Annotated in this window: 21 protein-coding genes; 11 read left to right on the forward strand and 10 right to left on the reverse strand. The window is 70.1% G+C overall.

Going from position 1 to position 25957, the window contains the following annotated elements:
• Nucleotides 1-9: 9 nt before the first annotated feature.
• The 6 genes from ABWV53_RS12475 (at nucleotide 10) to ABWV53_RS12500 (ending at nucleotide 6788) form a co-directional block, all read left to right on the forward strand.
• Nucleotides 10-1374: a GspE/PulE family protein gene (locus ABWV53_RS12475; RefSeq protein WP_353366297.1), complete on the forward strand. Its 1365-nt coding sequence runs from the start codon at nucleotides 10-12 to the stop codon at nucleotides 1372-1374.
• A gap of 292 nt (nucleotides 1375-1666) precedes the next feature.
• A complete protein-coding gene (locus tag ABWV53_RS12480; RefSeq protein WP_353366299.1) occupies nucleotides 1667-2251 on the forward strand; it encodes a hypothetical protein in 585 nt (194 codons plus the stop codon).
• Nucleotides 2252-2786: 535 nt separating this feature from the next.
• Nucleotides 2787-3821, forward strand: a complete 1035-nt coding sequence (locus ABWV53_RS12485) for an LLM class flavin-dependent oxidoreductase (RefSeq protein WP_353366301.1) — start codon at nucleotides 2787-2789, stop codon at nucleotides 3819-3821.
• Between the two features lie 326 nt (nucleotides 3822-4147).
• Complete coding sequence (gene gspF, locus ABWV53_RS12490; protein WP_353366303.1) at nucleotides 4148-5383, forward strand: type II secretion system inner membrane protein GspF; 1236 nt, start codon at nucleotides 4148-4150, stop codon at nucleotides 5381-5383.
• A 41-nt stretch (nucleotides 5384-5424) separates the two neighbouring features.
• Entirely contained in the window at nucleotides 5425-6363 is a 939-nt protein-coding gene (locus tag ABWV53_RS12495) for a 5'-nucleotidase (protein ID WP_353366305.1), read from the forward strand.
• Nucleotides 6363-6788, forward strand: coding sequence for an EF-hand domain-containing protein (locus ABWV53_RS12500; RefSeq protein WP_502903894.1), 426 nt, complete (start codon nucleotides 6363-6365; stop codon nucleotides 6786-6788). Before ABWV53_RS12495 ends, ABWV53_RS12500 begins: the two co-directional genes overlap by 1 nt.
• Nucleotides 6789-6890: 102 nt before the next feature.
• Here the strand turns inward: ABWV53_RS12500 and ABWV53_RS12505 are convergent, their stop codons facing one another.
• From ABWV53_RS12505 to ABWV53_RS12515, 3 genes are all read right to left on the reverse strand, one after another.
• On the reverse strand, nucleotides 6891-7340 hold the full coding sequence (locus ABWV53_RS12505; protein WP_353366309.1) for a hypothetical protein: 450 nt from the start codon (nucleotides 7338-7340) through the stop codon (nucleotides 6891-6893).
• Nucleotides 7341-7559: 219 nt separating this feature from the next.
• Complete coding sequence (locus tag ABWV53_RS12510) at nucleotides 7560-8060, reverse strand: cyanophycin metabolism-associated DUF1854 family protein (RefSeq protein ID WP_353366311.1); 501 nt, start codon at nucleotides 8058-8060, stop codon at nucleotides 7560-7562.
• Between the two features lie 31 nt (nucleotides 8061-8091).
• Nucleotides 8092-10416 carry a cyanophycin metabolism-associated ABC transporter gene (locus tag ABWV53_RS12515; RefSeq protein ID WP_353366313.1) on the reverse strand — a complete coding sequence of 775 codons (2325 nt, stop codon included), beginning with the start codon at nucleotides 10414-10416 and terminating at the stop codon, nucleotides 8092-8094.
• Nucleotides 10417-10651: 235 nt separating this feature from the next.
• Here ABWV53_RS12515 and ABWV53_RS12520 point away from each other — a divergent pair, with 235 nt between their 5' ends.
• The 3 genes from ABWV53_RS12520 to ABWV53_RS12530 all read left to right on the forward strand — a co-directional run bounded on the left by ABWV53_RS12520 (nucleotide 10652) and on the right by ABWV53_RS12530 (nucleotide 16055).
• Nucleotides 10652-12868, forward strand: a complete 2217-nt coding sequence (locus ABWV53_RS12520) for a cyanophycin synthetase (protein WP_353366315.1) — start codon at nucleotides 10652-10654, stop codon at nucleotides 12866-12868.
• 66 nt (nucleotides 12869-12934) lie between these two features.
• The gene (cphA, locus tag ABWV53_RS12525; RefSeq protein WP_353366317.1) at nucleotides 12935-15517 is read left to right on the forward strand and encodes a cyanophycin synthetase; all 2583 of its coding nucleotides are present in this window, start codon (nucleotides 12935-12937) and stop codon (nucleotides 15515-15517) included.
• Between the two features lie 34 nt (nucleotides 15518-15551).
• On the forward strand, nucleotides 15552-16055 hold the full coding sequence (locus ABWV53_RS12530) for a CreA family protein (protein WP_353366319.1): 504 nt from the start codon (nucleotides 15552-15554) through the stop codon (nucleotides 16053-16055).
• A 24-nt stretch (nucleotides 16056-16079) separates the two neighbouring features.
• Here the strand turns inward: ABWV53_RS12530 and ABWV53_RS12535 are convergent, their stop codons facing one another.
• Together ABWV53_RS12535 and ABWV53_RS12540 are read right to left on the reverse strand one after the other, a co-directional pair.
• On the reverse strand, nucleotides 16080-16508 hold the full coding sequence (locus tag ABWV53_RS12535; protein ID WP_353366321.1) for a GFA family protein: 429 nt from the start codon (nucleotides 16506-16508) through the stop codon (nucleotides 16080-16082).
• A 154-nt stretch (nucleotides 16509-16662) separates the two neighbouring features.
• Nucleotides 16663-17349, reverse strand: coding sequence for a DsbA family oxidoreductase (locus ABWV53_RS12540; protein WP_353366323.1), 687 nt, complete (start codon nucleotides 17347-17349; stop codon nucleotides 16663-16665).
• A 98-nt stretch (nucleotides 17350-17447) separates the two neighbouring features.
• Here ABWV53_RS12540 and alkB point away from each other — a divergent pair, with 98 nt between their 5' ends.
• Nucleotides 17448-18098: a DNA oxidative demethylase AlkB gene (gene alkB, locus ABWV53_RS12545; RefSeq protein ID WP_353366325.1), complete on the forward strand. Its 651-nt coding sequence runs from the start codon at nucleotides 17448-17450 to the stop codon at nucleotides 18096-18098.
• Between the two features lie 75 nt (nucleotides 18099-18173).
• Here alkB and ABWV53_RS12550 read toward each other — a convergent pair whose 3' ends face one another.
• Nucleotides 18174-19091, reverse strand: a complete 918-nt coding sequence (locus tag ABWV53_RS12550) for a transglutaminase-like domain-containing protein (RefSeq protein WP_353366327.1) — start codon at nucleotides 19089-19091, stop codon at nucleotides 18174-18176.
• A 323-nt stretch (nucleotides 19092-19414) separates the two neighbouring features.
• Here ABWV53_RS12550 and ABWV53_RS12555 point away from each other — a divergent pair, with 323 nt between their 5' ends.
• Nucleotides 19415-19789 (forward strand): response regulator, encoded by a 375-nt coding sequence (locus tag ABWV53_RS12555; protein ID WP_353366712.1) that lies wholly within the window; start codon nucleotides 19415-19417, stop codon nucleotides 19787-19789.
• Between the two features lie 51 nt (nucleotides 19790-19840).
• On the opposite strand, the gene ABWV53_RS12560 is transcribed toward ABWV53_RS12555, so the two are convergent.
• From ABWV53_RS12560 to ABWV53_RS12575, 4 genes are read right to left on the reverse strand one after another with little or no spacing between them, the layout of a single operon-like run.
• On the reverse strand, nucleotides 19841-21016 hold the full coding sequence (locus ABWV53_RS12560; protein WP_502903877.1) for a hybrid sensor histidine kinase/response regulator: 1176 nt from the start codon (nucleotides 21014-21016) through the stop codon (nucleotides 19841-19843).
• Nucleotides 20992-21600 (reverse strand): chemotaxis protein CheB, encoded by a 609-nt coding sequence (locus tag ABWV53_RS12565; protein ID WP_353366331.1) that lies wholly within the window; start codon nucleotides 21598-21600, stop codon nucleotides 20992-20994. Before ABWV53_RS12565 ends, ABWV53_RS12560 begins: the two co-directional genes overlap by 25 nt.
• Nucleotides 21600-22436, reverse strand: coding sequence for a CheR family methyltransferase (locus ABWV53_RS12570; RefSeq protein ID WP_353366713.1), 837 nt, complete (start codon nucleotides 22434-22436; stop codon nucleotides 21600-21602). The genes ABWV53_RS12565 and ABWV53_RS12570 overlap by 1 nt, the downstream gene beginning before the upstream one ends.
• A 56-nt stretch (nucleotides 22437-22492) precedes the next feature.
• A complete protein-coding gene (locus ABWV53_RS12575; RefSeq protein ID WP_353366714.1) occupies nucleotides 22493-25930 on the reverse strand; it encodes a response regulator in 3438 nt (1145 codons plus the stop codon).
• Nucleotides 25931-25957: the final 27 nt, after the last annotated feature.

The following is a 25957-nucleotide window of genomic DNA, read 5'->3' on the forward strand; positions in this document are numbered from 1 at the left end:
GGCCCGCCCATGCGCCACCCCCTGCCCTACGCGTTCGCGCGCTCCGCGCAGCTGCTGCTGGAAGACGACGGCCAGAACCTGGTGCTCTGGCACGGCCTGGTGCCCGATGCGGGCGCACTGTCGGAGGTGCTGCGCAAGCACCCGGCCGTGCGGCAGCTGATGCCGCTGGACGCGACGGCGCTGGCCCAGCGCATCAGCGCCGCCTATTCGCAGACCGAATCCAGCGCCGCCATGGTGGTGAGCGAGGTGGAGAGCGACGCCGACCTCTCGCGCATGATGCAGGAGTTGCCGGCCGTGGAGGACCTGCTGGAATCGGCCGGCGACGCGCCCATCATCCGCATGTTGAACGCCCTGCTGACCCAGGCCGCGCGCGATGGCGCCAGCGACATCCACATCGAGCCCTACGAGCGGCATTCCAGCGTGCGCTTCCGGGTGGACGGCACGCTGCGCGAGGTGGTGCAGCCCAACCGCGCCCTGCACGCCGCGCTGATCTCGCGCCTGAAGATCATGGCGGACCTCGACATCTCGGAAAAGCGCCTGCCGCAGGACGGCCGCATCAGCCTGCGCCTGGGCACGCGCGCCATCGACGTGCGCGTGTCCACCCTGCCCAGCGCCCACGGCGAGCGCGCCGTGCTGCGCCTTCTGGACAAGACGCAGACCAAGCTGACGCTGGAATCGGTGGGCATGCAGGGCGACACGCTCTCGCGCTTCGAGCAGCTCATCGCCCAGCCGCACGGCATCATCCTCGTGACGGGGCCCACGGGCTCGGGCAAGTCCACCACGCTCTACGCCGCGCTGCAGCGCATGGACGCGACGCAGGGCAACATCATGACGGTGGAAGACCCGATCGAATACGAACTGGCGGGCGTGGGCCAGACGCAGGTGAACACCCGCATCGACCTGACCTTCGCCAAGGCCCTCCGCGCCATCCTGCGGCAGGATCCGGACGTGATCATGATCGGCGAGATCCGCGACTTCGAGACCGCGCAGATCGCCATCCAGGCATCGCTCACCGGCCACCTGGTGCTGGCCACGCTGCACACCAACGACGCGGCCAGCGCCATCACCCGCCTGACCGACATGGGCGTGGAGCCGTTCCTCTTGTCCAGCTCGCTGCTGGGCGTGCTGGCCCAGCGCCTGGTGCGCAAGCTCGACCCCGCCGACCCGAGCGGCTACCGGGGCCGCACGGGCGTCTTCGAGCTGCTGGTGGTGGACGACGCCATCCGCGAGAAGGTGCACAACCAGGCGGCCGAGGCCGACATCCGCGCCGCCGCCCTGGCGCGCGGCATGCGCCTGATGCGGGACGACGGCGAGCGGCTGGTGCAGGCCGGCATCACCAGCCCCGAAGAGGTGCTGCGCGTCACGCGCGATTGATCCATCCGGCGGCCCCGCGCCGCAACGGTGGGCGTGGGGGTGAGTGGGGGGTTCCCGTGCTGCGCTTCATAGCGGTCTAGCTTCCATCGGATAACGAGGTGGGAAGCCGAAGACAGTGCTGTAGCACGGCGACGCGAACCAACTTGCGTCATACGGTCGAAGGCACATCCGTATCAGTCCAGCGCGGCGTGCAGCTCCGCGATCAAGGCCGCGACGCTTCCCGTGCCCGGCCGCCGGTGCCTACACGCTGACCTACCAGCCCGCCGACGCCGCGGTCGCCAGCGCCTTCCAGGTGGCGGCGGTGCTGGCGGTGGTGGGCACGTCGGCGGTGTATGCGGCCGACCCCAACTCCACGGTCGCCACGCGCGGATACGTGATGGCCGCACCGGCCGGCAAGTCGGCCCAGGTCTCGCCCCTGACTACCCTGGTGCAGAACGCCGCGGCCAAGGGCCTGCCGCTGGCCGATGCCGAAGCCGCCGTGGCGCAGCAACTGGCTGTGCCGGTGGCCAAGCTCTACGACTACCAGGACGACCCACTGCCCTCCGCGGCGGTGCTGCCCGACACGGCCCGCACCGCCTCCCAGATCACGGCGTCCGTCTTCGAATGGGGCGGCGTTGCCACCACGGGGGCCGTCTCGGCCCCCGCCGCGTCCACGACCACGCTGGGATCGCTGAACCACACTGAAGCGCAGAACTACACCTATGCCGTGCGGGAAACCGACGGCGTGGTGGACGCGAACGGCAACGTGCAGCAGTTCGAGCGCCGCGCCGGCGTGGCGGCGGGCACCCGAACACGACGCTGGACAACACGCGCGGCTATGCCGAATACAACGGCGCGGTCTACCAAAACCGGCAGCAGAGGCCCACAACGGACGTGAACCAGGTATTGAGCCAAACCCAACGCCTCAACGGCACGGCCTGGGCGGCGCTGAAGGTGCAGCTCGCCCTGCAATGACAGTACACGCCCGAGGTCTTGCGATGGAAAAGAACTAGCGCCTGCGCCTATTCCAAGGACGCCGGGACGGCTCGTGGCGGGTTGCGGCTCGCGCCCGGCCGGCGGCGACCCGACCAGTTCCAGCGCTCCACCGACGGATCTCGCGAGAAGCCTCGCCGTCATCCGGCGGTGGCGTGAATGGCTGCTGTCGCCCTGGAGCAGCAGCGCCCGGCCGCCCCGCACCAGAGGTGCGTTGAGTCCCGCGCCGCTTGAGGCGCTGGCGAAGGCCTACACGAATGGCTGTGGCGGAATTCAGGGTGACGGCATCGGCTAAGTGCGTTCTACGGGCGGCAAGAGGGATCTCTCCGGCTCTTATCGATGAGTCCGCCTGATCGACCGCCCGAAGCGCGAATGTTGTTCAGCGCGGCCGGCTATTCCTGCCGTCAGCACGGATTTGGCGCGGCGCCCACAATGGGCCGATGAACTCCATCCCACGACAACCCGCTCTCTCCATGCTCGACCTGGTGGCCGTGCGCGAAGGTGCCACAGTGGCCGACGCGCTGGCGCTGGCCGTGCGTACCGCGCAGCACGTCGAAAGCCTGGGCTTTCGCCGCTACTGGATGGCCGAGCACCACAACATGCCCGGCATTGCCAGCTCCGCCACGGCTGTGCTGATCGGCCATGTGGCGGGCGCGACCCGTTCCATCCGGGTGGGCTCGGGCGGCATCATGCTGCCCAACCATGCGCCGCTGGTGGTGGCCGAGGCGTTCGGCACGCTGGCCGAGCTCTACCCCAGCCGCATCGACCTGGGCCTGGGCCGCGCGCCCGGCACCGACGGCCCGACCATGCGCGCCCTGCGCCGCGACCGGGTCGAAACCGAAGCCGACTTCCCGCGTGACGTGGCCGAGCTGCAGCGCCTGCTGGCGCCGGCCCAGCCCGGCCAGCGCATCACGGCGGTGCCAGGCGCGGGCACCGAGGTGCCGATCTGGCTGCTGGGCTCGAGCCTCTTTTCCGCGCAGCTGGCGGCCGAAAAGGGCCTGCCCTACGCGTTCGCGTCGCATTTTGCGCCCCGCCTGATGCATGCCGCCATCGACCTCTACCGCCGCCTGTTCCAGCCGTCGGCCACGCTGCAGCGGCCCTACGTGGCCATCGGCGTGCCGGTGATCGCCGCGCCCACCGACGAAGAGGCCGAATTCCTCGCCAGCAGCACCTACCAGCGGGTGCTGGGCATCCTCACCGGCCAGCGCGGCCTGCTGCGCCCGCCGGTGCAGGGCTACGCCCAGTCGCTGCAGCCGCAGGAGCGCGCTGCCATCGGCGACTTCCTCGCGGCAGGCGTGGTGGGCGGCCCGGACACGGTGCGCGAAGGCTTCGCGGAGCTGGCGCGTGCCACCGAGGCGGACGAGTTCATCCTGGTGAGCGACGTGTTCGACGGCGACCTGCGCCTGCGCTCGCTGGAGATCGCCGCCCAGGCGCATGCCGCCCTGAGCGCCCCGGCCGCCCCGGCCTTCGCCTGAACCGGCGCGAAGCAATCCGGCATGCCGGCCGTGCCGGCGCCGAGGGCACGCCCATTGCCCCGACGGCCTTCATGCCGGCGCCCACGGCAGCGGCTACCATCGCAGGCTGGTCGCCACCTCCTGGGGGCCAAGCCTGTCAGTTGAAGCAATCGTCGATGCGGGTGAACCACGGCCGGCCTGCCTGAGCTGGCCGAGGGGCCGGCGGCGGAGTATTCCGCCCTCGCAGACGCCGGCTCCGGCCCGGGCCCGTTCCGGCTTGCGACGACGGCCTTCGACCGTTCGGGCCCGGACCCAGGGGGCGTCTTTTCCTTACCTTCCACGCCCGCATGCCTGCCTTTTCCTTCGAAGCGATCGACGCCCAGGGCCAGCCCCGCAAGGGCACCATCGAGGCCGACTCGCCCAAGGCGGCCCGCAGCCTGCTGCGCGCGCAGGCGCTGGTGCCGCTGGGCGTCGAGCCGCTGGCCTCGTCGGCCCAGGCGCAGGGCGGTGCGGTACCCGGCCTGGGCGAGCGGCTGCTCACCCGGCCCGTGTTCAATGCGGCGGGTCTCGCGATCTGGACGCGGCAGCTCTCGGGCCTGGTGGCGTCGGGCCTGCCGCTGGAGCGCGCACTCACTGCGCTGGCCGACGAGGCGGAAGGCGACCGACAGCGGCACCTGGTCGCGGCGCTGCGGGCCGAGGTCAACGCCGGCTCGACCTTCGCGCGGGCGCTGGCGGGTCATCCGCGCGAGTTTTCCGACATCTATTGCGCCGTGGTGGGCGCGGGCGAATCCAGCGGCAGCCTGGGCCTGGTGCTGGAGCGGCTGGCGGACGACCTGGAAGAGCGCCAGACGCTGCGCGGCAAGCTGATCGGCGCGGCGCTCTACCCGGCCATCGTCACGGTGGTGGCCATCGTCATCGTGCTGTTCCTGGTGGGCTACGTCGTGCCGCAGGTGGCCAGCGTGTTCGCCGGCACCAAGCGGGCTCTTCCCTTCCTCACGGTGGCGATGCTGGCCGTGAGCGACGCCGTGCGGCATTACGGCTGGGCGATGCTGGGCGCTCTCATCTTGATATCAGTCTGCGGCCGCTACGCCTTGGCCCAGCCCGCTTTTCGCCAGAAGTTCGACGGCTGGTGGCTCACGCTGCCGGTGGTCGGCCGGCTGGCACGCGGCTACAACGCGGCGCGCTTCGCGGGCACGCTGGCCATGCTGGCGGGCGCGGGCGTGCCCATCCTGAAGGCGCTGCAGGCCGCTGCCGAAACGCTGAACAACCGCGCTCTGCGGGCCGACGCCATGGATGCGCTGGTGCTGGTGCGCGAGGGTGCGCCGCTCGCATCCGCGCTGGCGCAAAAGAAACGCTTTCCCGGCCTGGTGGCGATGTTCGCGCGGCTGGGCGAGCAGACGGGCCAGCTGCCGGTGATGCTGCAGCGCGCGGCCATACAGCTGTCGGCCGAGGTGCAGCGCCGCTCGATGCAGCTGGCGACCATCCTGGAGCCGCTGCTGATCGTGGCCATGGGCCTGGTCGTCATGCTGATCGTGCTGGCGGTGCTGATGCCGATCATCCAGCTCAACCAGTTCGTCAAATAACCACCCGGCTCCCGCCGCATCCCCCTTCAGCCTCCAGCGCCATGGCCCTTCACCTCAACGACAAGCTGGTCGTCGCCATCTCGTCCCGGGCGCTCTTCGACTTCGAGGAAGAGAACCGCATCTTCGACGCGAAGAACCCGCTGCCCTACATGCAACTGCAGCAGGAACGCCTGCACGTGCCGGCCAAGCCGGGCGTGGCCTTTCCGCTGGTGCGCAAGCTGCTCGCCTTCAACACAGTGCAGGCGCGCCGGGTCGAGGTGGTGATCCTCTCGCGCAACGACCCGGTGAGCGCGCTGCGCATCTTCCATTCCGCGCAGGACGCCGGCCTGCCGCTGGAGCGCGGCGTGTTCACCCAGGGGCGCGACCCGTTCAAGTACCTGCGGCCGCTGGGCGCGCACCTGTTCCTGTCGGCCAACGAGGACGACGTGAGCGAGGCGCTGGCGCTGGGCTTTCCCGCCGCGCGGGTGCTGACCCAGTCGGTGGCGGCCGGCGAGAACTATCCGGACGAACTGCGCATCGCCTTCGACGGCGACGCCGTGCTGTTCTCCGACGAGGCCGAGCGGGTCTACCAGGCCGAGGGACTGGCCGCCTTCCAGACGCACGAGATCACCAAGGCGGCGCTGCCGCTGTCGGGCGGGCCGTTCAAGCCCCTGCTGGCGGCGCTGCACCAGCTGCAGCAGCAGGCGGACGTCTCGGGCATGCGGCTGCGCACCGCGCTGGTCACGGCCCGCAGCGCCCCGGCCCACGAACGCGCCATCAACACGCTGATGAAATGGAACCTGGCGGTGGATGAAGCCATGTTCCTGGGCGGCCTGGAGAAAGGCCCGTTCCTGCGGGAGTTCGAACCCGACTTCTTCTTCGACGACCAGACCGGCCACGTGGACTCGGCCGCGCGGCATGTGCCCGCCGGCCATGTGCGATCCGGTATTTCCAATCCACTGCGCCGGGAACCGGTGGCGCCGGTGGAGGTCCCACGGTGATGCCTTCATTCCTGCACCCCGCGCCGGCCCGCCGTCCATCGATTCCAGCTCCGGTTGCCGCGTGGATCCGCGCCGCCTTCCTGGCGTGCGTCGGTGTCGCATTGGCGTGGAGCGCCGGCACCGCCAGTGCGGCGGGCCCCACCACCGCCGCCGCTCCCACGCCAGCGGCGTCGGCCAGCGCCCCCATGAGCAAGGGCGAGGCCAAGGCGATTCGCGAATTCAAGATGCTGGACTTCAACGGCGACGGCAAGCTCAGCCGCCAGGAAGTGGCCCTGATGCCACGCCTGGCCGGGGCCTTCGACGCCGCCGACACCAACCGCGATGGCTTCGTGACGCTGGACGAGGTGCGCGCTTTCGCCGTGAAGTACCGCGCCGAGCGGGACCGGGCCAAGGCGGCGGCCGCTGCCCCATCGGCCAGGCCCTGATGCAACGATCAGAGCCGAATCAGGCTCCAGCGCCCACCCATCAAGGGTATATAGCTATTATTTAGATAGCAGATCAACCAGCCGCCGTGCGGTGAAAAGCGCTCACAGCCCGCTGGTGCGCTTGACCTTCGGGTCGGCATAGGTGAGCGGCGTCTGGGGTGTCTGCTGCTCCTGCTGGGCCTGCCGATCCTGCTGGGCCGCCTTGTTGATCTCCTGCGCCAGTTCCACCGCGCTGCCGCTGGCACGCCACATCGACTGGATGAATTCCAGCAGGAGCTTGGAGATGGGCTCCTTCGGCGGCTCTTCTTCCTTGGGCTTTTCGGCCTTTTTCACCTCGGTCCAGTCCCGGTTGGTCGCCTCTGCCGCGGCAGAAGGCTTGTCCGGGTCGCGCATCTTCGCTCCCTCGCCCAGCCGGTCGGCCGACTCGACCGGCGCGGGCGCGCTGCCGCCGCCGGCGCGCGCGGCCGGAATGGCGACGGCAGCCCCGGTGGGATACAGGTCGGCGCCCTGGGGGCGCCAGCTCGGCGATCGGTCTAGAGAGGGTATGGACATGGCAGCGGGCTCCTCAACATGGCAGCGGCGACACGGGCGGAGTAACCCCCTTGTCGTACCCTATAACGACAAACAAAAGGGGAAATTGAGCCCTTTTCTGCCTTTCAGACGAAAAATAAGGGTTTACCCCTATCTTTTCGCCGATGGAGAGGCGCTGCCGCGATCGGCTCGCCGCACCCTTGGATCGGGGCACGGCCCACGCCCTGCCTGCGCCGGCTGCTACAAAAACCGCTCCAGCAGGCGCCGCGAGGCGCGGTCGAGCGCCGTCACGTCGGGCACGCGAAACTGCACGCCGTCGCTGGAGGCGATCAGCAGCGAGGTGCGCACGCCCAGGCGGCGGATGTCGTCTTCCGCCTTCAGCACGAGGCGTGCCTCGCCCCGGTCGGTCTTCACCGTCCAGGTGCTGGGCGTGGAAAAGCTGGACACCGCCGTGATGCCCTGGATGATGGGCACGAACTCGCGCGAGGCCAGTTCTTCGTCGATCAGCTGGCGCTGAGCGGGCGGCAGGGCGTCGAGCCGGGCGATCCAGATGCGCTCGTGGCCATCCAGCCCGACCAGCGACACGCCCTCGTCGGGCGCGGCGATGGGGAAGGCCCGCACGGGCACGACGCCGGCATGCTCGGAGCCATCCGGCAGGCGGAGCACCAGGCGGCCGTAGTCGTTGCGCCGCAGCGTGAAGTTCGGCGCCGCGTCGGGAAGGGAGTTGGGTGGGTTCGTCATGGAGCTGCTTTCGGTTCGTGGGAGGCAGGGCTCAGGACTGTCCGGCGGGGTGCGCCGGATGCAGCAGCCCGCTTTCCACGATCACCACGCCGGCGGCCTGGGCGTCTTCCTCGGCGCGGCGGGCCTGGGCTTCATAGAGCCGCCAGTAGGCGCCTTCCTTGGCCATCAGTTCATCGTGCGGTCCGACCTCCACCACCTCGCCCCGGTCCATCACCACCAGCCGGTCGGCCTTGCGCAGCGTGGACAGGCGGTGGGCGATGGCGATGGTGGTGCGGCCCTGCACCAGGTTGTCCAGCGCCCGCTGGATCTCCTTCTCGGTCTCCGTGTCCACGGCCGAGGTGGCTTCGTCCAGGATCAGGATGCGCGGGTCGATCAAGAGCGCACGGGCGATGCTGATGCGCTGGCGCTCGCCGCCCGACAGCCCCTGCCCGCGCTCTCCCACCAGCGAGTCGTAGCCGTGCGGCAGCCGCAGGATGAATTCGTGCGCATGCGCGGCGCGGGCGGCGGCGATGATCTCGGCCCGCGTGGCGCTGGGCTTGCCATAGGCGATGTTCTCGGCGATGGTGCCGAAGAAGAGGAACGGCTCCTGCAGCACCAGGCCGATGTGGCTGCGGTAGTCGGCCACCCGCAGGCGGCGCAGGTCCACCCCGTCGACCAGGATGGAGCCCTCGCTCACGTCGTAGAACCGGCTGATCAGGTTGACCAGCGTGCTCTTGCCCGAGCCGCTGTGGCCCACCAGGCCGATCATCTCGCCCGGGCGGATGTCCAGGTTCAGCCCCTTGATGACCGAGCGGCTGCCATAGCGGAAGCCCACGTTGCGCAGGGTGAGCGCGCCCCGCACCTTCTCCAGCCGGGCGGGCTGCACCGGATCGGGCACGTTGCTGACGTGGTCCAGGATGTCGAAGATGCGCTTGGCGCCGGCCGCCGCCTTCTGCGTGACCGAAACGATGCGGCTCATCGAGTCGAGCCGGGTGTAGAAGCGCCCGATGTAGGCGATGAAGGCCGTCAGCACGCCGACGGTGATCTGGTTGTGCGCCACCAGCCAGATGCCGAAGCCCCAGACCACCAGGAGGCCGATCTCGGTCATCAGCGACACGGTGGGGGTGAACAGCGACCAGGTACGGTTCAGGCGGTCGTTCACCTCCAGGTTGTGCTGGTTGGCGTCGCGAAAGCGTTGCGCCTCGCGCTTTTCCTGGGCGAAGGCCTTGACCACGCGGATGCCGGGGATGGTGTCGGCCAGCACGTTGGTCACCTCGGACCAGACGCGGTCGATCTTCTCGAAGCCGGTGCGCAGCCGGTCGCGCACGTTGTGGATCAGCCAGGCGATGAAGGGCAGCGGCACCAGGGTGACGAGGGCCAACCAGGGGTTGATGGAAAACAGGATGGCCGCCGTCATCAGGATCATCAGCACGTCGTTGACGAAGTCGAGCGCGTGCAGCGACAGGAAGACGTTGATGCGGTCGGTCTCGGAGCCGATGCGGGCCATCAGGTCGCCCGTGCGCTTGCCGCCGAAGTAGTCGAGCGACAACTTGAGCAAGTGCTCGTAGGTGGTGGTGCGCAGGTCGGCGCCGATGCGCTCGGACACCAGCGCCAGCGTGTAGGTGCGCGCCCAGCCCAGGCCCCAGGCCAGCAGCGCGGCGCCCAGCAGGCCGCCCAGGTACATCGCCACCAGCGTGACCGGAATGGCCTGGCCGTTCTGATAGGGAATGAGGATGTCGTCCACCAGCGGAATGGTCATGTAGGGCGGCACCAACGTGGCCGCGGTGGAGGCCACCGTGAGCGCGAAGCCCGCCGCCAGCTGCTTGCGATAGGGCCGCGCGAATCGCCAGAGGCGCAGCAGCACCCAGGTGGACGTCTGCGGCGCGGGCGAACGGGCGCAGGCCGGGCATTCCTCGGTGTCGGGCGGCAGCGGCGCGCCGCAGTCCTGGCAGAGCGTTTCTTCCTCTTCCTGCGGTCCGGCGGCGGAGCCCGCCGGCAGCGCCACGCGGGCCAGTTGCCGCTCGAACGCCTGCACCAGCCGCAGCGCGGCGGTGTGCGCGCCCAGCGTGAAGCGCCAGAGCGCCAGGCGCCGGCCGCTGCCCTGCAGCTCCAGCGTGCCGACGCCGGCATGGTCGATCAGGCGCAGCGCCATGCCGGATTCGAGCGGCCATTCCTGCTGGGCGCCGTGCGCGTCCTGCGCCATAAGGCGGGCATGGGTCAGCAGCAGCAGGCCCGGCTCGAAGCGCAAGGTATCGCTCAGGTCAACCTCCAGCTCGGCGAGCACGTTTTCTGAAGGCGCGAGCCTGGCTCGCAGTTCGGCCCCCACGGGGCCCGTCATGACACCCGAGGCGTCCACAGGATGGTGATGTTGCTGCATTGTGTTGGTTTCCTGCGCTCCCGCCGGCGCGTCGTCTCGGCCAGAGGGCCTGTATCCGATTGTCTCAGGACGCCCGCTGGCGGCGCCATCAGGATCACTGCCTAACGCGCCCGTCCTACAACGCGCTGACAGAGCTGGGGAATGGCGCCCCGACTCGGCGCACAATCCAGTCGTCGGCCCTTCCTTCCGCCGGCCCTGCCGCAGGGCCCCTCCGCATTCCAATCCGCTGCAATCCATGGCGACCTTCAATGACATCCAACTGCTGCGCATCAACTACCTGCGCGGCCCCAACATCTGGACGTATCGTCCCGTGCTCGAGGTCTGGCTCGACCTGGGCGCCCTGGAGGAACACCCGTCCAACACCCTGCCCGGCTTCAACCAGCGGCTGACGGCCTGGCTGCCGGCGCTGATCGAGCACCACTGCGGCGTGGGCGAGCGCGGTGGCTTCCTGGAGCGGCTGGAGGGCGGCACCTGGTGCGGCCACGTGCTGGAGCACATCGTGATCGAGCTGCTGAACCTGGCGGGCATGCCCACCGGCTTCGGCCAGACGCGCTCGACCAGCCAGACGGGCGTCTACCGCATGGTGTTCCGGGCGCGCGACGAGCGCGTGGCCCGGGTGGCCCTGGAGCAGGGCCACCAGCTCATCATGGCGGCCATCAACGACACGCCCTTCGACGTGGCCGCCGCCGTGGCGCGGGTGCGCACCGAGGTGGACGACCAGTACCTCGGCCCCAGCACGGCCTGCATCGTCTCGGCCGCCACCGACCGCGGCATTCCGCACATCCGCCTGAACGACGGCAACCTGGTGCAGCTGGGCTACGGCGCCGCGCAGCGCCGCATCTGGACGGCCGAGAGCGAACTCACCAGCGCCATCGCCGAGGGCATCGCCAGCGACAAGGACCTCACCAAGAGCCTGCTGCGCTCGTGCGGCGTGCCGGTGCCTGAGGGCCGCGTGGTGAACAGCCCCGAGGAAGCCTGGGAAGCAGCCGAGGACATCGGCCTGCCGGTGGTGGTCAAGCCCTCCGACGGCAACCACGGCCGCGGCGTGACGCTGGACCTGCGCAAGAAGGAAGACATCGAGGCCGCCTACCACGTCGCCTACCCCGAGGGCAGCGACGTGATGGTCGAGCGCTTCATCCCCGGCGACGAGCACCGCGTGCTGGTGGTGGGCGGCAAGGTGGTGGCGGTGGCGCGCGGCGAGGTGGTGAGCATCACCGGCAACGGCCGCTCCACCGTGCGCGAACTCATCGACAGCCAGCTCAATTCCGACCCCCGGCGCGGCTACGAGGAAGAGTATCCGCTCGAGATCATCGACGTGGCGAGCGACGCCAAGGTGCAGCTCGAGCTCAAGCGCCAGGACCTCGCCGCCGACTCCGTGCCCGCCGCCGGCCGCCAGATCGTGGTGCAGCGCAACGGCAACGTGGCGGTGGACTGCACCGACGACGTGCACCCCGAGGTCGCCTACATCGCCCAGCTGGCGGCCCGCGTGGTCGGGCTGGACATCGCCGGCATCGACATGGTGGCGACCGACATCTCCCGCCCGCTGCACGAGCAGAACGGCGCCATCGTCGAGGTGAACGCCGGCCCGGGCCTGCTGATGCACCTGAAGCCCGCCATCGGCGCGCCACGGCCCGTGGGCCAGGCCATCGCCGAACACCTGTTCCCTTCGGCCGAGGCCGACGACGGCCGCCAGAGCGCCGGCCGCATTCCCCTGGTGGGCGTGGCCGGCACGCGCGGCACGAGCACCATTGCCCGCGTGGTCGCCTGGCTGATGCACCTGGGCGGCCACCACACGGGCCTGGCCTGCCGCGAGGGCCTCTACCTGGACCGCCGCTGCGTGGACACCGGCGACAGCGCCCACTGGGAAGCCGCCCACCGCCTGCTGATGAACCAGATGGTGCAGGCCGCCGTGATCGAGAACGACGCCCGCACCATCCTGCGCGACGGCCTGGCTTACGACCGCTGCCAGGTGGGTGTGGTGACCGACATGGACGGCCTGGCCAGCCTCGCCGAATTCGACGTGCACGAGCAGTCGCAGATGTACAAGGTGCTGCGCACGCAGGTGGACGTGGTGCTGCCCGGCGGCGCCGCGGTGCTGAACGCCGCCGAGCCGCAGGTGCTGGAACTGGCCGAACTCTGCGACGGCAGCGTGGTGCTCTATGCGCAGGACGGCACGCTGCCCGCGCTGGCCGCCCACCGCGCCGACAGCGCCGGCCGCGCCGTGTTCGTGAAGAACGGCCAGGTGGTGCTGGCCACCGGCACGGCCGAGCACGCGCTGGGCGCGGTGGCCGACCTGACCTTCGGCCGCAACGCAGTGCCGACCGACACCGATACGCTGCTGGCCATCGTCGCGACCGCCTGGGCGATGGACATCGCGCCCGATCTGATCGGCGCGGGCATCAAGACCTTCGAGCCCGAGACCCCCTGCGCCGCCACGGCGTCCACCCGCTGAGCGCCCGGCGCCCGCATCCCCTTCGATTTTTCGACCACGATCGAACCCAAGAAAGACCGATTCGTCATGGACGTATCCCGCACCCGGGCCCTGCGCGGCCCCAACCTCTGGAGCCGCCACACCTCCATCGAGGCCATCGTGACCTGCGCCGAGAACGAGCGCGCCATGCACCAGATCGCCGGCTTCGAGAGCCGCCTGCGGGCGCTGTTCCCGGCCGTGGGCGCGCTGCATGCCGAGAACACCGATGCCGACATCTCCCTGGCGCACGTGCTGCAGGCCGCCGCGCTGGCGCTGCAGGCGCAGGCCGGCTGCCCGGTGAGCTTCAGCCGCACCACCGCCACCACCGACGCGGGTGTCTACCAGGTCGTCGTCGAATACAGCGAGGAAGCGGTGGGCCGCCAGGCCTTCGAGGACGCCCAGGCGCTGATCGCCGCCGCGCTGGCCGGCAGCCATTTCGACGCCGACGCCGCCGTGGCCCGCCTGCGCGAGCTGGACGAGGACGAGCGCCTGGGCCCTAGCACCGGCTCCATCGTCGATGCGGCCGTGGCCCGGGGCATTCCGTACCGGCGCCTCACGCGCGGCAGCCTGGTGCAGCTGGGCTGGGGCTCCAAGCAGCGCCGCATCCAGGCGGCGGAGATCGACTCCACCAGCGCCGTGGCCGAATCCATCGCGCAGGACAAGGACCTCACCAAGCGCCTGCTGCACGCGGCCGGCGTGCCCGTGCCGCTGGGCGCGCCGGTGGACACGCCCGACGAGGCCTGGGCCGTGGCGCTGAAGGTGGGCCTGCCGGTGGTCGTCAAGCCGCAGGACGGCAACCAGGGCAAGGGCGTGACGGTGAACATCACCGACCGCGCGCAGCTGGATGAAGCCTTCCGCACCGCCGCCGAATACGGCACGGTGATGGTCGAGCGCTTCCTGCCCGGCCACGACTTCCGCCTGCTGGTGGTGGGCGACCAGCTGGTGGCCGCCGCCCGCCGCGAGCCGCCCCAGGTGCTGGGCGACGGCGAGCGGTCGGTGCGCGACCTGGTGCACCTGGTCAATCTCGACCCGCGCCGGGGCGAAGGCCATGCCACCTCGCTCACCAAGATCCGGCTGGACGACATCGCCGTCGCACGCCTGGCCATGCAGGGCCTGACGCCCGAATCGATCCCGGCCAAGGGCCAGCGCGTCATCCTGCGCAACAACGCCAACCTGTCCACCGGCGGCACCGCCACCGACGTGACCGACGACGTGCACCCCGACGTGGCGGCCCGCGCCATCGCGGCCGCCCAGATGGTCGGCCTGCACATCTGCGGCGTGGACATGGTGGCCGAAACCGTGCTGCAGCCGCTGGAGACGCAAGGCGGTGGCTTCGTCGAGGTCAACGCCGCCCCCGGCCTGCGCATGCATCTGACGCCCAGCTACGGCAAGCCGCGCAACGTGGGCCAGGCCATGGTGGACAAGCTCTACGCGCACGGCCAGGACGGCCGCATTCCGACCGTGGCCATCACCGGCACCAATGGCAAGACCACCACGGCACGCCTGATCGCCCACCTGTTCTCGGCCCAGGGCCTGCGCGTGGGCATGACCAACACCGACGGCGTGTACGTGAATGGCCACCAGATCGACTCCGGCGACTGCTCGGGCCCCAAGAGCGCCCGCAACGTGCTGCTGCACCCCGAGGTGGACGCGGCCGTGTTCGAGACAGCACGCGGCGGCATCCTGCGCGAGGGGCTGGGCTTCGACCGCTGCTCGGTGGCCGTGGTGACCAACATCGGCGCCGGCGACCACCTCGGCATGAACTACATCAACACGGTGGAGGACCTGGCCCTGGTCAAGCGCGTGATCGTGCAGAACGTCGCGCCCGAGGGCTATGCCGTGCTCAACGCCACCGACCCGGTGGTCGCGGCCATGGCCTCGGCCACCACCGCCAAGGTGATCTACTTCGCCAGCGACCGCCACCACCCGGTGATGGCCACGCACCGCGCCCAAGGACACCGCTCGGTGTATGTCGACGGCGACTCCATCGTGGCGGCCGAAGGCTCGTGGCGCGAGACCATCCACCTGCGCGACGTGCCGATCACGCAGGGCGGCAAGCTGGGCTTCCAGGTCGAGAACGTGATGGCCGCCGTGGCCGCCGCCTGGGGCGTGAACCTGCCCTGGCAGACCATCCGCCGCGGACTGTCGGGCTTCGTGAACGACAGCGACAACGCCCCCGGGCGATTCAACATCATGGACTTCCGCGGCGCCACCGTCATCGCCGACTACGGCCACAACCCCGACGCCATGCGCGCCCTGGTGCAGGCCGTGGAGGCACTGCCCGCCCAGCGCCGCAGCGTGGTCATCAGCGGCGCCGGCGACCGGCGCGACGAAGACATCCGCGAGCAGACCGCCATCCTGGGCCAGGCGTTCGACGACGTGCTGCTGTACCAGGACGCCGCGCAGCGCGGCCGTGCCGACGGCGAAGTGATGGCGCTGCTGCGAGAAGGCCTGGCCGGCGCGGCGCGCACGAAGCACGTGGAAGAGATCCGCGGCGAATTCATCGCCATCGACACCGCGCTGGACCGCCTGCAGCCGGGCGACCTGTGCCTGGTGCTGGTGGACCAGGTGGAAGAAGCCCTGGCCCACCTGGCCCGCCGCTGCGCGGAAGCGCCGCCCTCCGCAGCCTGACAGGCCGGCAGCCCGCATGACACCCCGGACCACCATGAACACCCACCCATTCCACAAGGCACGGCGCATCGGCGTGCTGCTGGCGCTGGCCGGCGCCGCGCTGTCGGCGCAGGCAGCGGCAGAAACCATCGGCACCGTGGACACGGCCTTCAAGCTGCTCGGCCGCGACCACGACATCATCGTCGAGGCCTACGACGACCCCGCGGTACAGGGCGTGACGTGTTATGTCTCGCGCGCCCGCACCGGCGGCATCAAGGGCTCGCTCGGCCTGGCCGAAGACAAGTCCGAAGCCTCCATCGCCTGCCGCCAGACCGGCCCGATCACCTTCGCCAAGGCACCGCTCAAAAAGCAGGAAGAAGTGTTCAGCGAGCGCACGTCCATCCTGTTCAAGCGGCTGCGCGTGGTGCGCATGGTGGATTCGACGCGCAACACGCTGATCTACCTGAGCTATTCCGACCGGCTGATCGACGGCTCGCCGCAGAACAGCGTCACCGCCGTGCCGGTGGACCGGGCCACGCCGATCCCGGTGGGCAAATAAGGGTCTGCCGGAACGGCCGGCGGTTCAGGGCCCGGCCGAGGCGATCATCGCCATGAATTCAGGACCGGTCATGTCCCTGGTCGCCTCGGCAAACGAATAGCTGGCGGGCTTTTCATCGACGAAGATCTGGGATACGAGCGCGAAGGTCGAGGGGTCTTCGAAGGCCTGCACCGAGACGGCATGGTGCGCACCGTCCTTCGAACGCCAGAAGAGCGTGCTGCCGCACTGCTTGCAGAAGCACCGCTCTCCCCACTGGGAAGAGGAGTACACGCCCAGGTGCTCCGAGTCCTCGACGGACACGCCCTGGCACTCCACCGCCAGGAACACGCCGCCCGACCAGCGGCGGCACATCGAGCAATGGCAGGCGCCCATTTCCCGGGCGCCGATCGTCGCGCGGAATCGGACGGCGCCGCAAAGGCATCGCCCTGGCTCTTCGGTAGTGGCTGCGTTCATCGTCTGTCTCCCCATTCCAAGGTCAGCGTGGAGAATCTCCGCGTGCACCGGGGGAGCGGCGGGCCACCCCCGCATACGCCCCGGCAGGCACCCAAGTGTGCGCCATCACGCATCGATGGTATCGGCCCCGCGAAGCTGCACGTGCGGGCCTGGCTCACCCCTGCGCGGCGATCTGCCGTAGCGCCTGCTCGAACACTTCCACCGGCTGGCCGCCCTGGATCAGGTGGCGGTCGTTGACGATGATGGCCGGCACCGAGTGGATGCCGTGCTGCTGATAGAACGCCTCGCGCTCCCGCACCGCGTCGGCGAACTCGCCAGACGCGAGCACCGACCGCGCCCTGTCCACGTCCAGCCCCGCGTCGGCCGCCGCGCCCAGCAGCACGCCGTGGTCGCCGGGGTTCAGGCCCTCGGTGAAATAGGCGGTGAAGAGCGCGTGCTTGAGCGCGGCTTGCGCGCCGGCAGCGCCCTCCTCGCCCGCCCAGTGCAGCAGCCGGTGCGCGTCGAAGGTGTTGTAGATGCGGCTGCGCTGATCCATGCGGAATACAAAGCCGAGCGCCGCGCCCCGCTCGGCGATGGCGTCGCGGTTGCGCTGCGACTGCTCGGGCGTGGCACCGTACTTCTGCTGCAGGTGCTCGCCGATGTCCTGGCCCTCGGGGCCCATCTGCGGGTTCAGCTCGAACGGCTGGAAATGCAGGTCGAGCGCCACCTCGCCCTGCAGGCGCCCGGCCGCCTGCTCCAGTGCCTTCAGGCCGATGATGCACCACGGGCACGAGACGTCGGAAACGAAGTCAACCTTCAGCCGCTGGGCAGGTGCATGGTGGGAAGGCGTGGAAGCGGTCATGGCGGATGGGCTGAAAGGTGATTGCGAAACTGGCATCGTAGGCGCATCGCCGTCGCCCCGTGGGCGGCGCGGACATCGCCCCCGCCCCACCCTCCGCCATGACCGCCGATCTGTTCTCGAACGACCCCCACATCCCCGCCACCCTGGAACTGGGCCGCGATGCCGTGCTGCTGCGCGGATTCGCGCTCGCGGTGGTGCCCCAGCTGTTCCAGGGCATCGAGCAGGCCGCGCTGGCGGCGCCCTGGCGCCACATGGAAACACCGGGCGGCCGGCGCATGGGCGTCGCCACGACGAACGCGGGCGCCCTGGGCTGGGTGAGCGACCGGCGCGGCTACCGCTACGAAGCCTGCGACCCTGCGACGGGGCGCCCCTGGCTGCCCTTGCCCGAAGCGTTCGCCGCGCTGGCGGGCCGGGCGGCAGCGGCTGCCGGCCAGGGCGGCTTCGCACCGGATGCCTGCCTCATCAACCGCTACGCTCCCGGCACGCGGCTGTCGCTGCACCAGGACCGCGACGAGCAGGACCTGGCGGCGCCCATCGTGTCGGTGTCCCTGGGCCTGCCCGCCACCTTTCTCTGGGGCGGCCATGCCCGCGGCAACGCCGTGCACCGGGTGCCGCTGGCGCACGGCGACGTGGTGGTGTGGGGAGGCGAGGACCGGCTGCGCTTTCACGGCGTGGCGCCGGTCGCGCAGGGCACGCATGCGCTCACCGGGCCGTGGCGCGTCAACCTGACGCTGCGCAAGGCCGGATGACGCTTGCTATTTTTTTAATAGCTGCATGCGCTCATTCCATAAGCGCTGGAGGCCAAAAACATACCTGAAAACAGGTCACTGCGCCTGGCGTCGCCCTTGCTGGGGTGCGGGTCCGTCGGTGGAGAGCGCCAGCGACGAATGGTGCGGCAGCTCGAACCCGCGCGACGGATCCTGCACCGCCCAGGCGCGGATCTTGGGCGCCTCGGTGCCGACATCGCCGAAGATGGTGGCGAAGGCCACGTCGGCAGCGTCCCGGCCGGTGGCCATGCGGATCATGCCCATGGGAATGGCCGTGCCCGACGGGTCGAACAGGTACCAGCGGCCGCCCAGGTAGGCCTCGACGTACGCGTGGAAATCCGGTGGCCCCAGCGCCGGGTCGGCGCCGTAGTCGGTGCCGGTCACGAAGCGGGCGGGAATGTTCAATGCCCGGCACAGCGCGATCATGAGGTGTGCGAAGTCGCGGCAGACGCCCACCCGTTGCACGAACGTGTCGAGCGCCGAGGTGGTCGAGGTCGAGGTGTTGGAGCGGAACTCCACATGGGCGTGCACCCAGTCCCGGATCGCCTGCACCCGGCTGTAGCCCTGCCAGAGGTGGCCGAATTCGCGGAAGGCAAGGGTGGACAGCTGGTCGGACTGGCAGTAGCGGCTGGGATAGAGGTACTGCAGCGTCTCGTTGGGCAACTGGGATACCGGCACCTCGGGGATGCGGGCCGGATCGGCGACGGCGTGGTGCATGTCCACCGTGGCGGCGTAGGCCACGTTCAGCGGGCCGGGCTGCGCACTCAGGCGCAGGCAACGGGTGCCGGTGGTCGGGTCCGTAGACAGGTGGGTGGGCACCGCCGGCGTGCCGTTGCCGCGGCCCTGCGTCACCACCAGGGTTTCGTCCTGCACGGTCTGGTGGCCGGTGTGGGCCGCGTGGAAGTTGAAAATGAAATCGCCACCGGGAGCGTTCACGGTGTAGGCGAGATCCACCTGCAGTTTGATTCTGATCATGGGACGGGCTTTTCCAGTCGGGGCCCAGGCCGCGCAACACGCACGGCCCAGGGCTTTCCGCCAGTGTCGTGCCCACGGGGTAGCGCCGCTGTCGGCGGATACCGCGCCCCCGCGCAAGCCGCAGCACTCCGTGGTGCGCCCAGCGCCCTCGTCCTACATGGGCATCGGACAAAGCCGCAGAAGATCGCAACGTACCGGCCGAACCCCAGCGATGTGGAGCGGCCGACGCACGCCTTTTCTACCGCCAACGAGGACATCGCCTGACTTCACCGCACACCGCCATCGCTACCGCCGCCGGAAGTCTCGGCCCCGGCATGCCCCTGCTGCGCATCCTCTATGTGGAGGACAACTGCGAACTGCGGGAAGCCATGGGCATGCTGCTGGAGGGACCAGGGCGCGCGGTGACTGCCTGCGCCACGGCCGAGGAAGCCCTGCGGCACGACGCGGAGGCGCCGTTCGACCTGGTGATCACCGACGTGACCTTGCCCGGCATGAGCGGCACCGACCTCGCTCGCCGCCTGCTGGAGAGGAACCCCACGCAGTGGATGGTGCTGTGCTCGGGCTACCCGTTCGGGCAGGAAGCCGCGAGCGCCCTGGGCCCGAACGTGCGCACCCTGCTCAAGCCGTTCGAGATGGACGAGCTGGAGTCGCTGCTGGACGAGGCGCAGGCCGGACTGCAGGGCGTGGGCGTGGCCTGACACCGTGTGAAAGACCCCGCCCCGGGGTGATGCGAGGGGGCAAGGCTTCCGTCAGCGCCCGGCCGGCGACGCGCCGCGAGGCAGCCGCACCTGGAACACGGTGCGCCCTGCGGTCGACGCGGCCTCGATCTGCCCGCCGTGGCCGTGCACGATCTGCTGCACGATGTAGAGCCCCAGGCCCAGCCCCTTGTGCTGCCCCGGCGCCGCCTGCGTGCTGCCCCGGAACGGATCGAACAGGTGCGGCAGCAGCGCGGCGGGAATCGTGCCCCCGTTGGACGTGCTGAACACCACTTCGCAGGGCGCCGTGCCGTCGAGGTACAGCTGCACCGGCTGGTCCGGCGTGCCGTGGTGGATGGCGTTGCCCAGCAGGTTGCCCAGCACCTGGCAGAGCCGGTCGATGTCCCACCAGCCCTGCAGGTCGCCCTGCTGGCTCAGCTCGATGGCGCGCGCGGGGTGGGCGTCGCGCAGCTCCTGCACCGTGCGCTGGGCCGCGGCCCCCAGGTCGACCTGCGTGCCGGTCTGCATGACGAGGCCGCCCGCCTGGCGCGCACGGGTCACGTCCAGCAGGTCCTCGATCATGCGGCCCATGCGCCGGCCGCTCGCCTGGATCTTGCTGCCCAGCAGCGGCACCTTGTCGGCATCGATCGGCCGCTGCAGCACCACGGCCGACGCCAGGATGGCGCTCAGGGGCCCGCGCAGGTCATGGCTCAGCACGGCCATGAACATGTCGTTGATGCGCAGCGCCTCGGTGCGCTCCTGCAGCTCGAACGCCAGCGCCTGCTTCTGGTGCTGCAGCTCGAAGAACACGCCCGCCTTGTTGACCAGCATGTGCGGATCGATGGGCTTGTAGAGGAAATCGACCGCGCCGGACTCGTAGCCCTTGAACTGCCAGTTCTGGTCGCGCGAGCCCGCGGTCATGAAGATGAGCGGCACGTGGCGCGTGCGCTCGCTGCCGCGAATCAGCTCGGCCAGTTCGAAGCCGTTCATCTCGGGCATCTGCACGTCCAGCAGCGCCAGCGCCACGTCGGTGTGCTGCAGCAGCAGCTCCAGCGCCTCGGGCCCGGAGGCGGCACGCAGGATCTCCACGTCGTCGCGGCGCAGCAGCGCCTCCAGCGCGATGAGGTTTTCCTCGACGTCGTCGACGATGAGGCATTTCACCCGGCCGGCACGGGGCGGGCAGCGGGGGGAGGAAGGGGCAAGAATCACAGGTGTCTCCCGGAATGCCATTGCAACAGCAATGCCGCCATGGCGTCAGGCGGCAGTACGTGGTCCGGCCGCAGGCGCGCCAGGGCGGCCTCGGGCATGAAGGGCATGAGGCAGCTGGCCGGCGACTGCACCAGCGTGGCGCCGCCGGCGGCCTGCACCGCCGCCAGCCCCTGCGCACCGTCGGCATTGGCGCCCGACAGCAGGATGGCCAGCAGCCGGTCGCCGCAGGCGTCCGCCGCCGACTCGAAGAGGACGTCGATGGAGGGCCGCGAAAAATGCACCGGATCGTCCACCGACAGCGCGAGGGTCGGCCCGGCGTCGAGCAGCACGTGGTAGTCGGGCGGGGCGAAGTACACCGTGCCAGGTTCCAGCGGCTCCTTGTCGTGCACCTCGCGCAGCGGCAGCGCGCAGCGCGGCTCGAAGATCCGGGGCAGCAGGCTGGGCTTTTCCCGGGGCAGGTGCACCACCACCACCACGGCCGCGCGCAGGCTGGCCGGCAGGGCCGCCAGCAGCACCGCCAGCGCGTCGATGCTGCCGGCCGAGCCGCCGATCACCACCGTCTCGAACCGCCGCTGCCGCGATGCGGCGGAAAGCGTTCGTCTCATCACAGCCCCGCCTTCTTGCGGTAGACGCGCTCTTGCGCCACGAATTCGTCGAAGGCGGGCGCCTGCGTGGAAAAGCGCAGCGACTCCTTGGAGCCTAGGCCGAGAAAGCCCTTGTGGCAGAGCGCATCGCGAAAAAGCGACAGGGCGCGGTTCTGCAGGTCGCGGTCGAAATAGATCAGCACGTTGCGGCACGACACCAGGTGCACCTCGGCGAAGACGCTGTCGGTCGCCAGGCTGTGGTCGGAGAACACGATGTGCCGGCGCAGGGTCTTGTCGATCATCATGCGGCCGTAGGCGGCGGTGTAGTGCTCCGACAGGGAGCCGCGCCCGCCCGAGCGGGCATGGTTCTCGGTGAAGCCGCGCGCGCGGTCGATGTCGTACACGCCCGCCTCGGCCTTCTGCAGCGCGGTGGCATTGATGTCGGTGGCGTAGATCAGCGTGCGCTCGAGCAGCCCTTCCTCGCGCAGCAGGATGGCGAGGGAATACACCTCCTCGCCGGTGCTGCAGCCCGCCACCCAGATCTTGAGCGACGGGTAGGTGCGCAGGATGGGCACCACCGTCTCGCGCAGCGCCCGGAAGTAGAGCGGGTCGCGGAACATCTCGCTCACCTGCACGGTGAGGTACTCGAGCATGGCCGGGAAGACCTCGGGCTCGTGCAGGACCAGGTGCTGCAGCTGCGACAGCGTGCGGCACTGGAAGCGCGTGAGCGCCGTCTGCAACCGCCGCTTGAGCGACGCCTGGGCGTAGCCGCGGAAGTCGTAGTGGTAGCGGTGGTAGATCGCCTCGACCAGCAGTTGCTGCTCGATGTCGAAGGTCTTCTTGCGATGGGGGGCCACGGCGGCGCCCGGCGCGGGTGCGAGCTCCACCGCCGGCGGCGGCGCGGGGTGCCGGGTCACTTGGGCATCCAGACCCGCACGAGGGACAGCAGCTTCTCCACGTCCAGCGGCTTGGCGATGTAGTCGTTGGCGCCCGCGGCCAGGCACTTTTCCTGGTCGTCCTTCATGGCCTTGGCCGTGAGCGCGATGATGGGCAGGCGGCGCCATTCGGGCCGCTTGCGGATCTCCACCATGGCGGTGAAGCCGTCCATCTCCGGCATCATGATGTCCATCAGCACCATGTCCACCGCCGCGGCGCCGGCCGCCTGGGCGCGCTCCAGGGCCTGCAGCGCCTCGCGGCCGTTGCGGGCGATCTCGACCTTGGCGCCGGTGGGCTCCAGCACGCTGGAGAGCGCGAACACGTTGCGCACGTCGTCTTCCACGATCAGGATGGTGCGGCCTTCGAAGCTCGCATCGCGGTCGCGCGCCACCTGCAGCATCTTGCGCCGCTCCACCGGCAGGGCCGATTCGACCTGGTGCAGGAACAGCGTCACCTCGTCGAGCAGCCGCTCGGGCGAGCGGGCGTCCTTGATGATGATCGACTTGGAGAAGCGCCGCAGCTGCTGCTCCTCGTCGCGGGTGAGCGAGCGGCCGGTATAGACGATCACGGGCGGGAAGGCCACGTCCTCCTGGCTGGCCATCTGCTCGAGCAGCTCGTAGCCGCTGAGGTCGGGCAGGTTCAGGTCCATGACCATGCAGTCGAAGGTGGTGGAGCGCAGCAGCTCCAGCGCGCGGCGCGCCGTTTCCGCGCCGACGATCTCCACGTCGCCATTGGCCAGCAGGTGGCCCACGCTCTCGCGCTGGCGCTCGTCGTCCTCCACCACGAGCACGCGGCGCAGGCTCTGCGTGAACTTCGCCTCCATGCGCTCCAGCGCCTGCTTGAGTTCCTCGCGCTTGACGGGCTTGAGGGCATAGCCCACCGCGCCGCGCCCGAGCGCCTCCTGCGAATAGTCGGCCACCGACACCACGTGCACCGGGATGTGCCGGGTGGCCGGGTTGCGCTTGAGCTGGTCCAGCACGCCCAGGCCGGAGAAGTCGGGCAGGTTCATGTCCAGCACCACCGCGCTCGGCTGGTGCTCCAGCGCCGCGGCCAGCCCCTCGCTGCCGGTCGCCGCCAGCACGCACTGGAAGCCCATCTCATGCGCCAGGTCGTACAGGATGCGGGCGAAGCGCGGGTCGTCCTCCACCACCAGCATGGTGCGCTGGCCGGGCTGCAGCCGGTCGCGGTCGTCCGGCACGCCGGCCTGCGCACGGCGGACCACCGGCGCGTCGGCTGGCGGCGCCGGCAGGGGCGGCTCGCGGCGCTCGGCCGCCAGCGGCGCGGGCCGGGGCATGGCGGCCGGCACGGCGGCGGACGTGGCTTGGGCCGGCGCCCCGGCCTCGGGCTGCGCCGGCGCCACGGCGGGCAGCACCAGGGTGAAGGTGCTGCCCTGCCCAGGCACGCTCTGCACGCCGATGCTGCCGCCCAGCAGCTGGGCCAGGTCGCGCGAGATCGACAGCCCCAGGCCCGTGCCGCCGTACTTGCGGTGGGTGCTGCCGTCGGCCTGGCGGAAGGCCTCGAAGATCAGCTGCTGCTGGTGCTCCGGAATGCCGATGCCCGTGTCGCGCACCTCGAAGGCCACGCCGCCGCGTTCGCGGGGCAGCACGTGCAGGGTCACCTCGCCCTGCTCGGTGAACTTGAGCGCGTTCGACAGCAGGTTCTTGAGCACCTGGCCCAGCCGCTGCGCGTCGGACTCGATCGTGGCGGGCGCCTCCGGGTCCACCACGGCGGTGAGCTGCAGGCCCTTGTCCTGCGCCAGCGCCCGCAGCGGCTCGATCCAGCCCTGTACCGAGCGGGCGATGGGCACCGTCTCCACGGTGATGGTCGCCTGGCCGGCCTCGATCTTGGCCAGGTCGAGGATGTCGTTGATCAGCGCCAGCAGGTCGTTGCCCGCGCCGTGGATGGTCTGGGCGTAGCGCACCTGCTCTTCGGTCAGGTTGCCCTGCTTGTTGTCGGCCAGCAGCTTGGCCAGGATAAGGCTGGAATTGAGCGGGGTGCGCAGCTCGTGGCTCATGTTGGCGAGGAATTCGCTCTTGTACTGGCTCGCCAGCTCCAGGTCGTGCGCCTTGGAGCCGAGCGCGTCCTGCGCGCGCAGCAGCTGCTGCTTCTGGTATTCGAGCTGCTGGGTCTGCTCTTCCAGTTGGGCATTGCTCTGTTCCAGCTCTGACTGCTGCGCCTCCATCTGCGCCTGCGATTCCTGCAGCACGCGGCTTTGCTGCTCCAGCTCTTCGTTGCTCACCCGCAGCTCTTCCTGCTGGGCCTGCAGCTCCTCGGCCTGCCGCTGGGTTTCCTCCAGCAGGGATTCCAGCTGCGTGCGGTCGATGGCCGAGCGCACCGACAGCGCCACCTGCTCTGACGCCCGCTGCAGGAAGTCGATGTCGGTGGCGGTGAGCTGGCGCAGGAAGCCCAGCTCGATCACGCCGTGCACCTTGCCGTTCAGCAGCGCCGGCACGATGGCGATCTCGCGCGGCGTGCCGCTGCCCAGGCCCGACGTGATGGGCAGATAACCCTCGGGCACGTCCCGCAGGTGCACCAGTTCACGCGACTGCGCGGTCTGGCCCAGCAGGCCTTCGCCCTTCACCACCTTGGTCTTGAGCTGCCCGTCCGGCAGGCCGTAGCCGCCCATGCGCTGGTAGAGGCCGTGCCCCTCGCTCACGTAGGCCGCGCCCACCTTCGCGCCCAGCCACTGCGCCAGAAATTCCACCACCCGCTGGCCCAGCTCGTCGAGCCGGTGGTCGCCCTGCAGGCGCGAGCCCAGCGCCACCAGGCCCGACTTGATCCAGTTCTCGCGCGCCTTGGCACGGTGGTCGGCGGCGGTCATGGCGGCCGATGCACAGACCAGCACCAGCAGCACCAGCGAGCTGGCCCAGGTGAAGTACGCGGCGAAGTTGGCCGCGTCTTCCCAGGTGCGGCGCCGCTCCTCGAGCGACAGGCGCTCCGCATTGAGCATGTCGCGCAACTGGGCGCGCACGTCGTTCATCAGCACGAAGCCCTCGTCGCTCTGCACCAGCGCCAGTGCGTCGCCCTGCTGGCCGGCGCGGTGCAGCGCGATGGTGCGGCGCAGCTCGTCCATCTTCTGCGCGGCCATGCGCTGCACGGTGGTCAGCCGGCCGAGCTGCTCGGGGCTGTCCGCCAGCAGCGTCTTGAGCACGTCGAACTCCTGCCCCAGCGCGGCCTCCGAAGCGCGGAACGGCTCCAGGTAGGTCTCCTTGCCGGTCAGCAGGTAACCCCGCTGGCCCGTCTCGGCATTCTTGAGCGTGGACAGCACCGCCTGCACCTGCGATATCACCTCCACCCCCATGTTGATGCGGGCGACCGCCGCGGCGCGGTTCTGGCCGTTCTGGTAGGTGAACAGCGCGATCACCACGGTGGCCAGCGCCGCCAGCATGAAACCGACGAACAGGCGCAGGGGCATGGTGGGGCGCTCGAGGCGTCGTTTCTC

The organism is Acidovorax sp. FG27 (assembly GCF_040365715.1).
Classification (GTDB): Bacteria; Pseudomonadota; Gammaproteobacteria; order Burkholderiales; family Burkholderiaceae_C; genus Paracidovorax.

What these genes read in the sequence shown, in the direction of transcription:
- ABWV53_RS12475 (WP_353366297.1), top strand. Translation starts at nt 10, where the DNA reads ATGCGCCACCCCCTGCCCTACGCGTTCGCGCGCTCCGCGCAGCTGCTG.
- ABWV53_RS12485 (WP_353366301.1), top strand. Translation starts at nt 2,787, where the DNA reads ATGAACTCCATCCCACGACAACCCGCTCTCTCCATGCTCGACCTGGTG.
- gspF (WP_353366303.1), top strand. Translation starts at nt 4,148, where the DNA reads ATGCCTGCCTTTTCCTTCGAAGCGATCGACGCCCAGGGCCAGCCCCGC.
- ABWV53_RS12495 (WP_353366305.1), top strand. Translation starts at nt 5,425, where the DNA reads ATGGCCCTTCACCTCAACGACAAGCTGGTCGTCGCCATCTCGTCCCGG.
- ABWV53_RS12500 (WP_502903894.1), top strand. Translation starts at nt 6,363, where the DNA reads ATGCCTTCATTCCTGCACCCCGCGCCGGCCCGCCGTCCATCGATTCCA.
- ABWV53_RS12505 (WP_353366309.1), bottom strand. Translation starts at nt 7,340, where the DNA reads ATGTCCATACCCTCTCTAGACCGATCGCCGAGCTGGCGCCCCCAGGGC.
- ABWV53_RS12510 (WP_353366311.1), bottom strand. Translation starts at nt 8,060, where the DNA reads ATGACGAACCCACCCAACTCCCTTCCCGACGCGGCGCCGAACTTCACG.
- ABWV53_RS12515 (WP_353366313.1), bottom strand. Translation starts at nt 10,416, where the DNA reads ATGCAGCAACATCACCATCCTGTGGACGCCTCGGGTGTCATGACGGGC.
- ABWV53_RS12520 (WP_353366315.1), top strand. Translation starts at nt 10,652, where the DNA reads ATGGCGACCTTCAATGACATCCAACTGCTGCGCATCAACTACCTGCGC.
- cphA (WP_353366317.1), top strand. Translation starts at nt 12,935, where the DNA reads ATGGACGTATCCCGCACCCGGGCCCTGCGCGGCCCCAACCTCTGGAGC.
- ABWV53_RS12530 (WP_353366319.1), top strand. Translation starts at nt 15,552, where the DNA reads ATGAACACCCACCCATTCCACAAGGCACGGCGCATCGGCGTGCTGCTG.
- ABWV53_RS12535 (WP_353366321.1), bottom strand. Translation starts at nt 16,508, where the DNA reads ATGAACGCAGCCACTACCGAAGAGCCAGGGCGATGCCTTTGCGGCGCC.
- ABWV53_RS12540 (WP_353366323.1), bottom strand. Translation starts at nt 17,349, where the DNA reads ATGACCGCTTCCACGCCTTCCCACCATGCACCTGCCCAGCGGCTGAAG.
- alkB (WP_353366325.1), top strand. Translation starts at nt 17,448, where the DNA reads ATGACCGCCGATCTGTTCTCGAACGACCCCCACATCCCCGCCACCCTG.
- ABWV53_RS12550 (WP_353366327.1), bottom strand. Translation starts at nt 19,091, where the DNA reads ATGATCAGAATCAAACTGCAGGTGGATCTCGCCTACACCGTGAACGCT.
- ABWV53_RS12560 (WP_502903877.1), bottom strand. Translation starts at nt 21,016, where the DNA reads ATGGCATTCCGGGAGACACCTGTGATTCTTGCCCCTTCCTCCCCCCGC.
- ABWV53_RS12565 (WP_353366331.1), bottom strand. Translation starts at nt 21,600, where the DNA reads ATGAGACGAACGCTTTCCGCCGCATCGCGGCAGCGGCGGTTCGAGACG.
- ABWV53_RS12575 (WP_353366714.1), bottom strand. Translation starts at nt 25,930, where the DNA reads ATGCCCCTGCGCCTGTTCGTCGGTTTCATGCTGGCGGCGCTGGCCACC.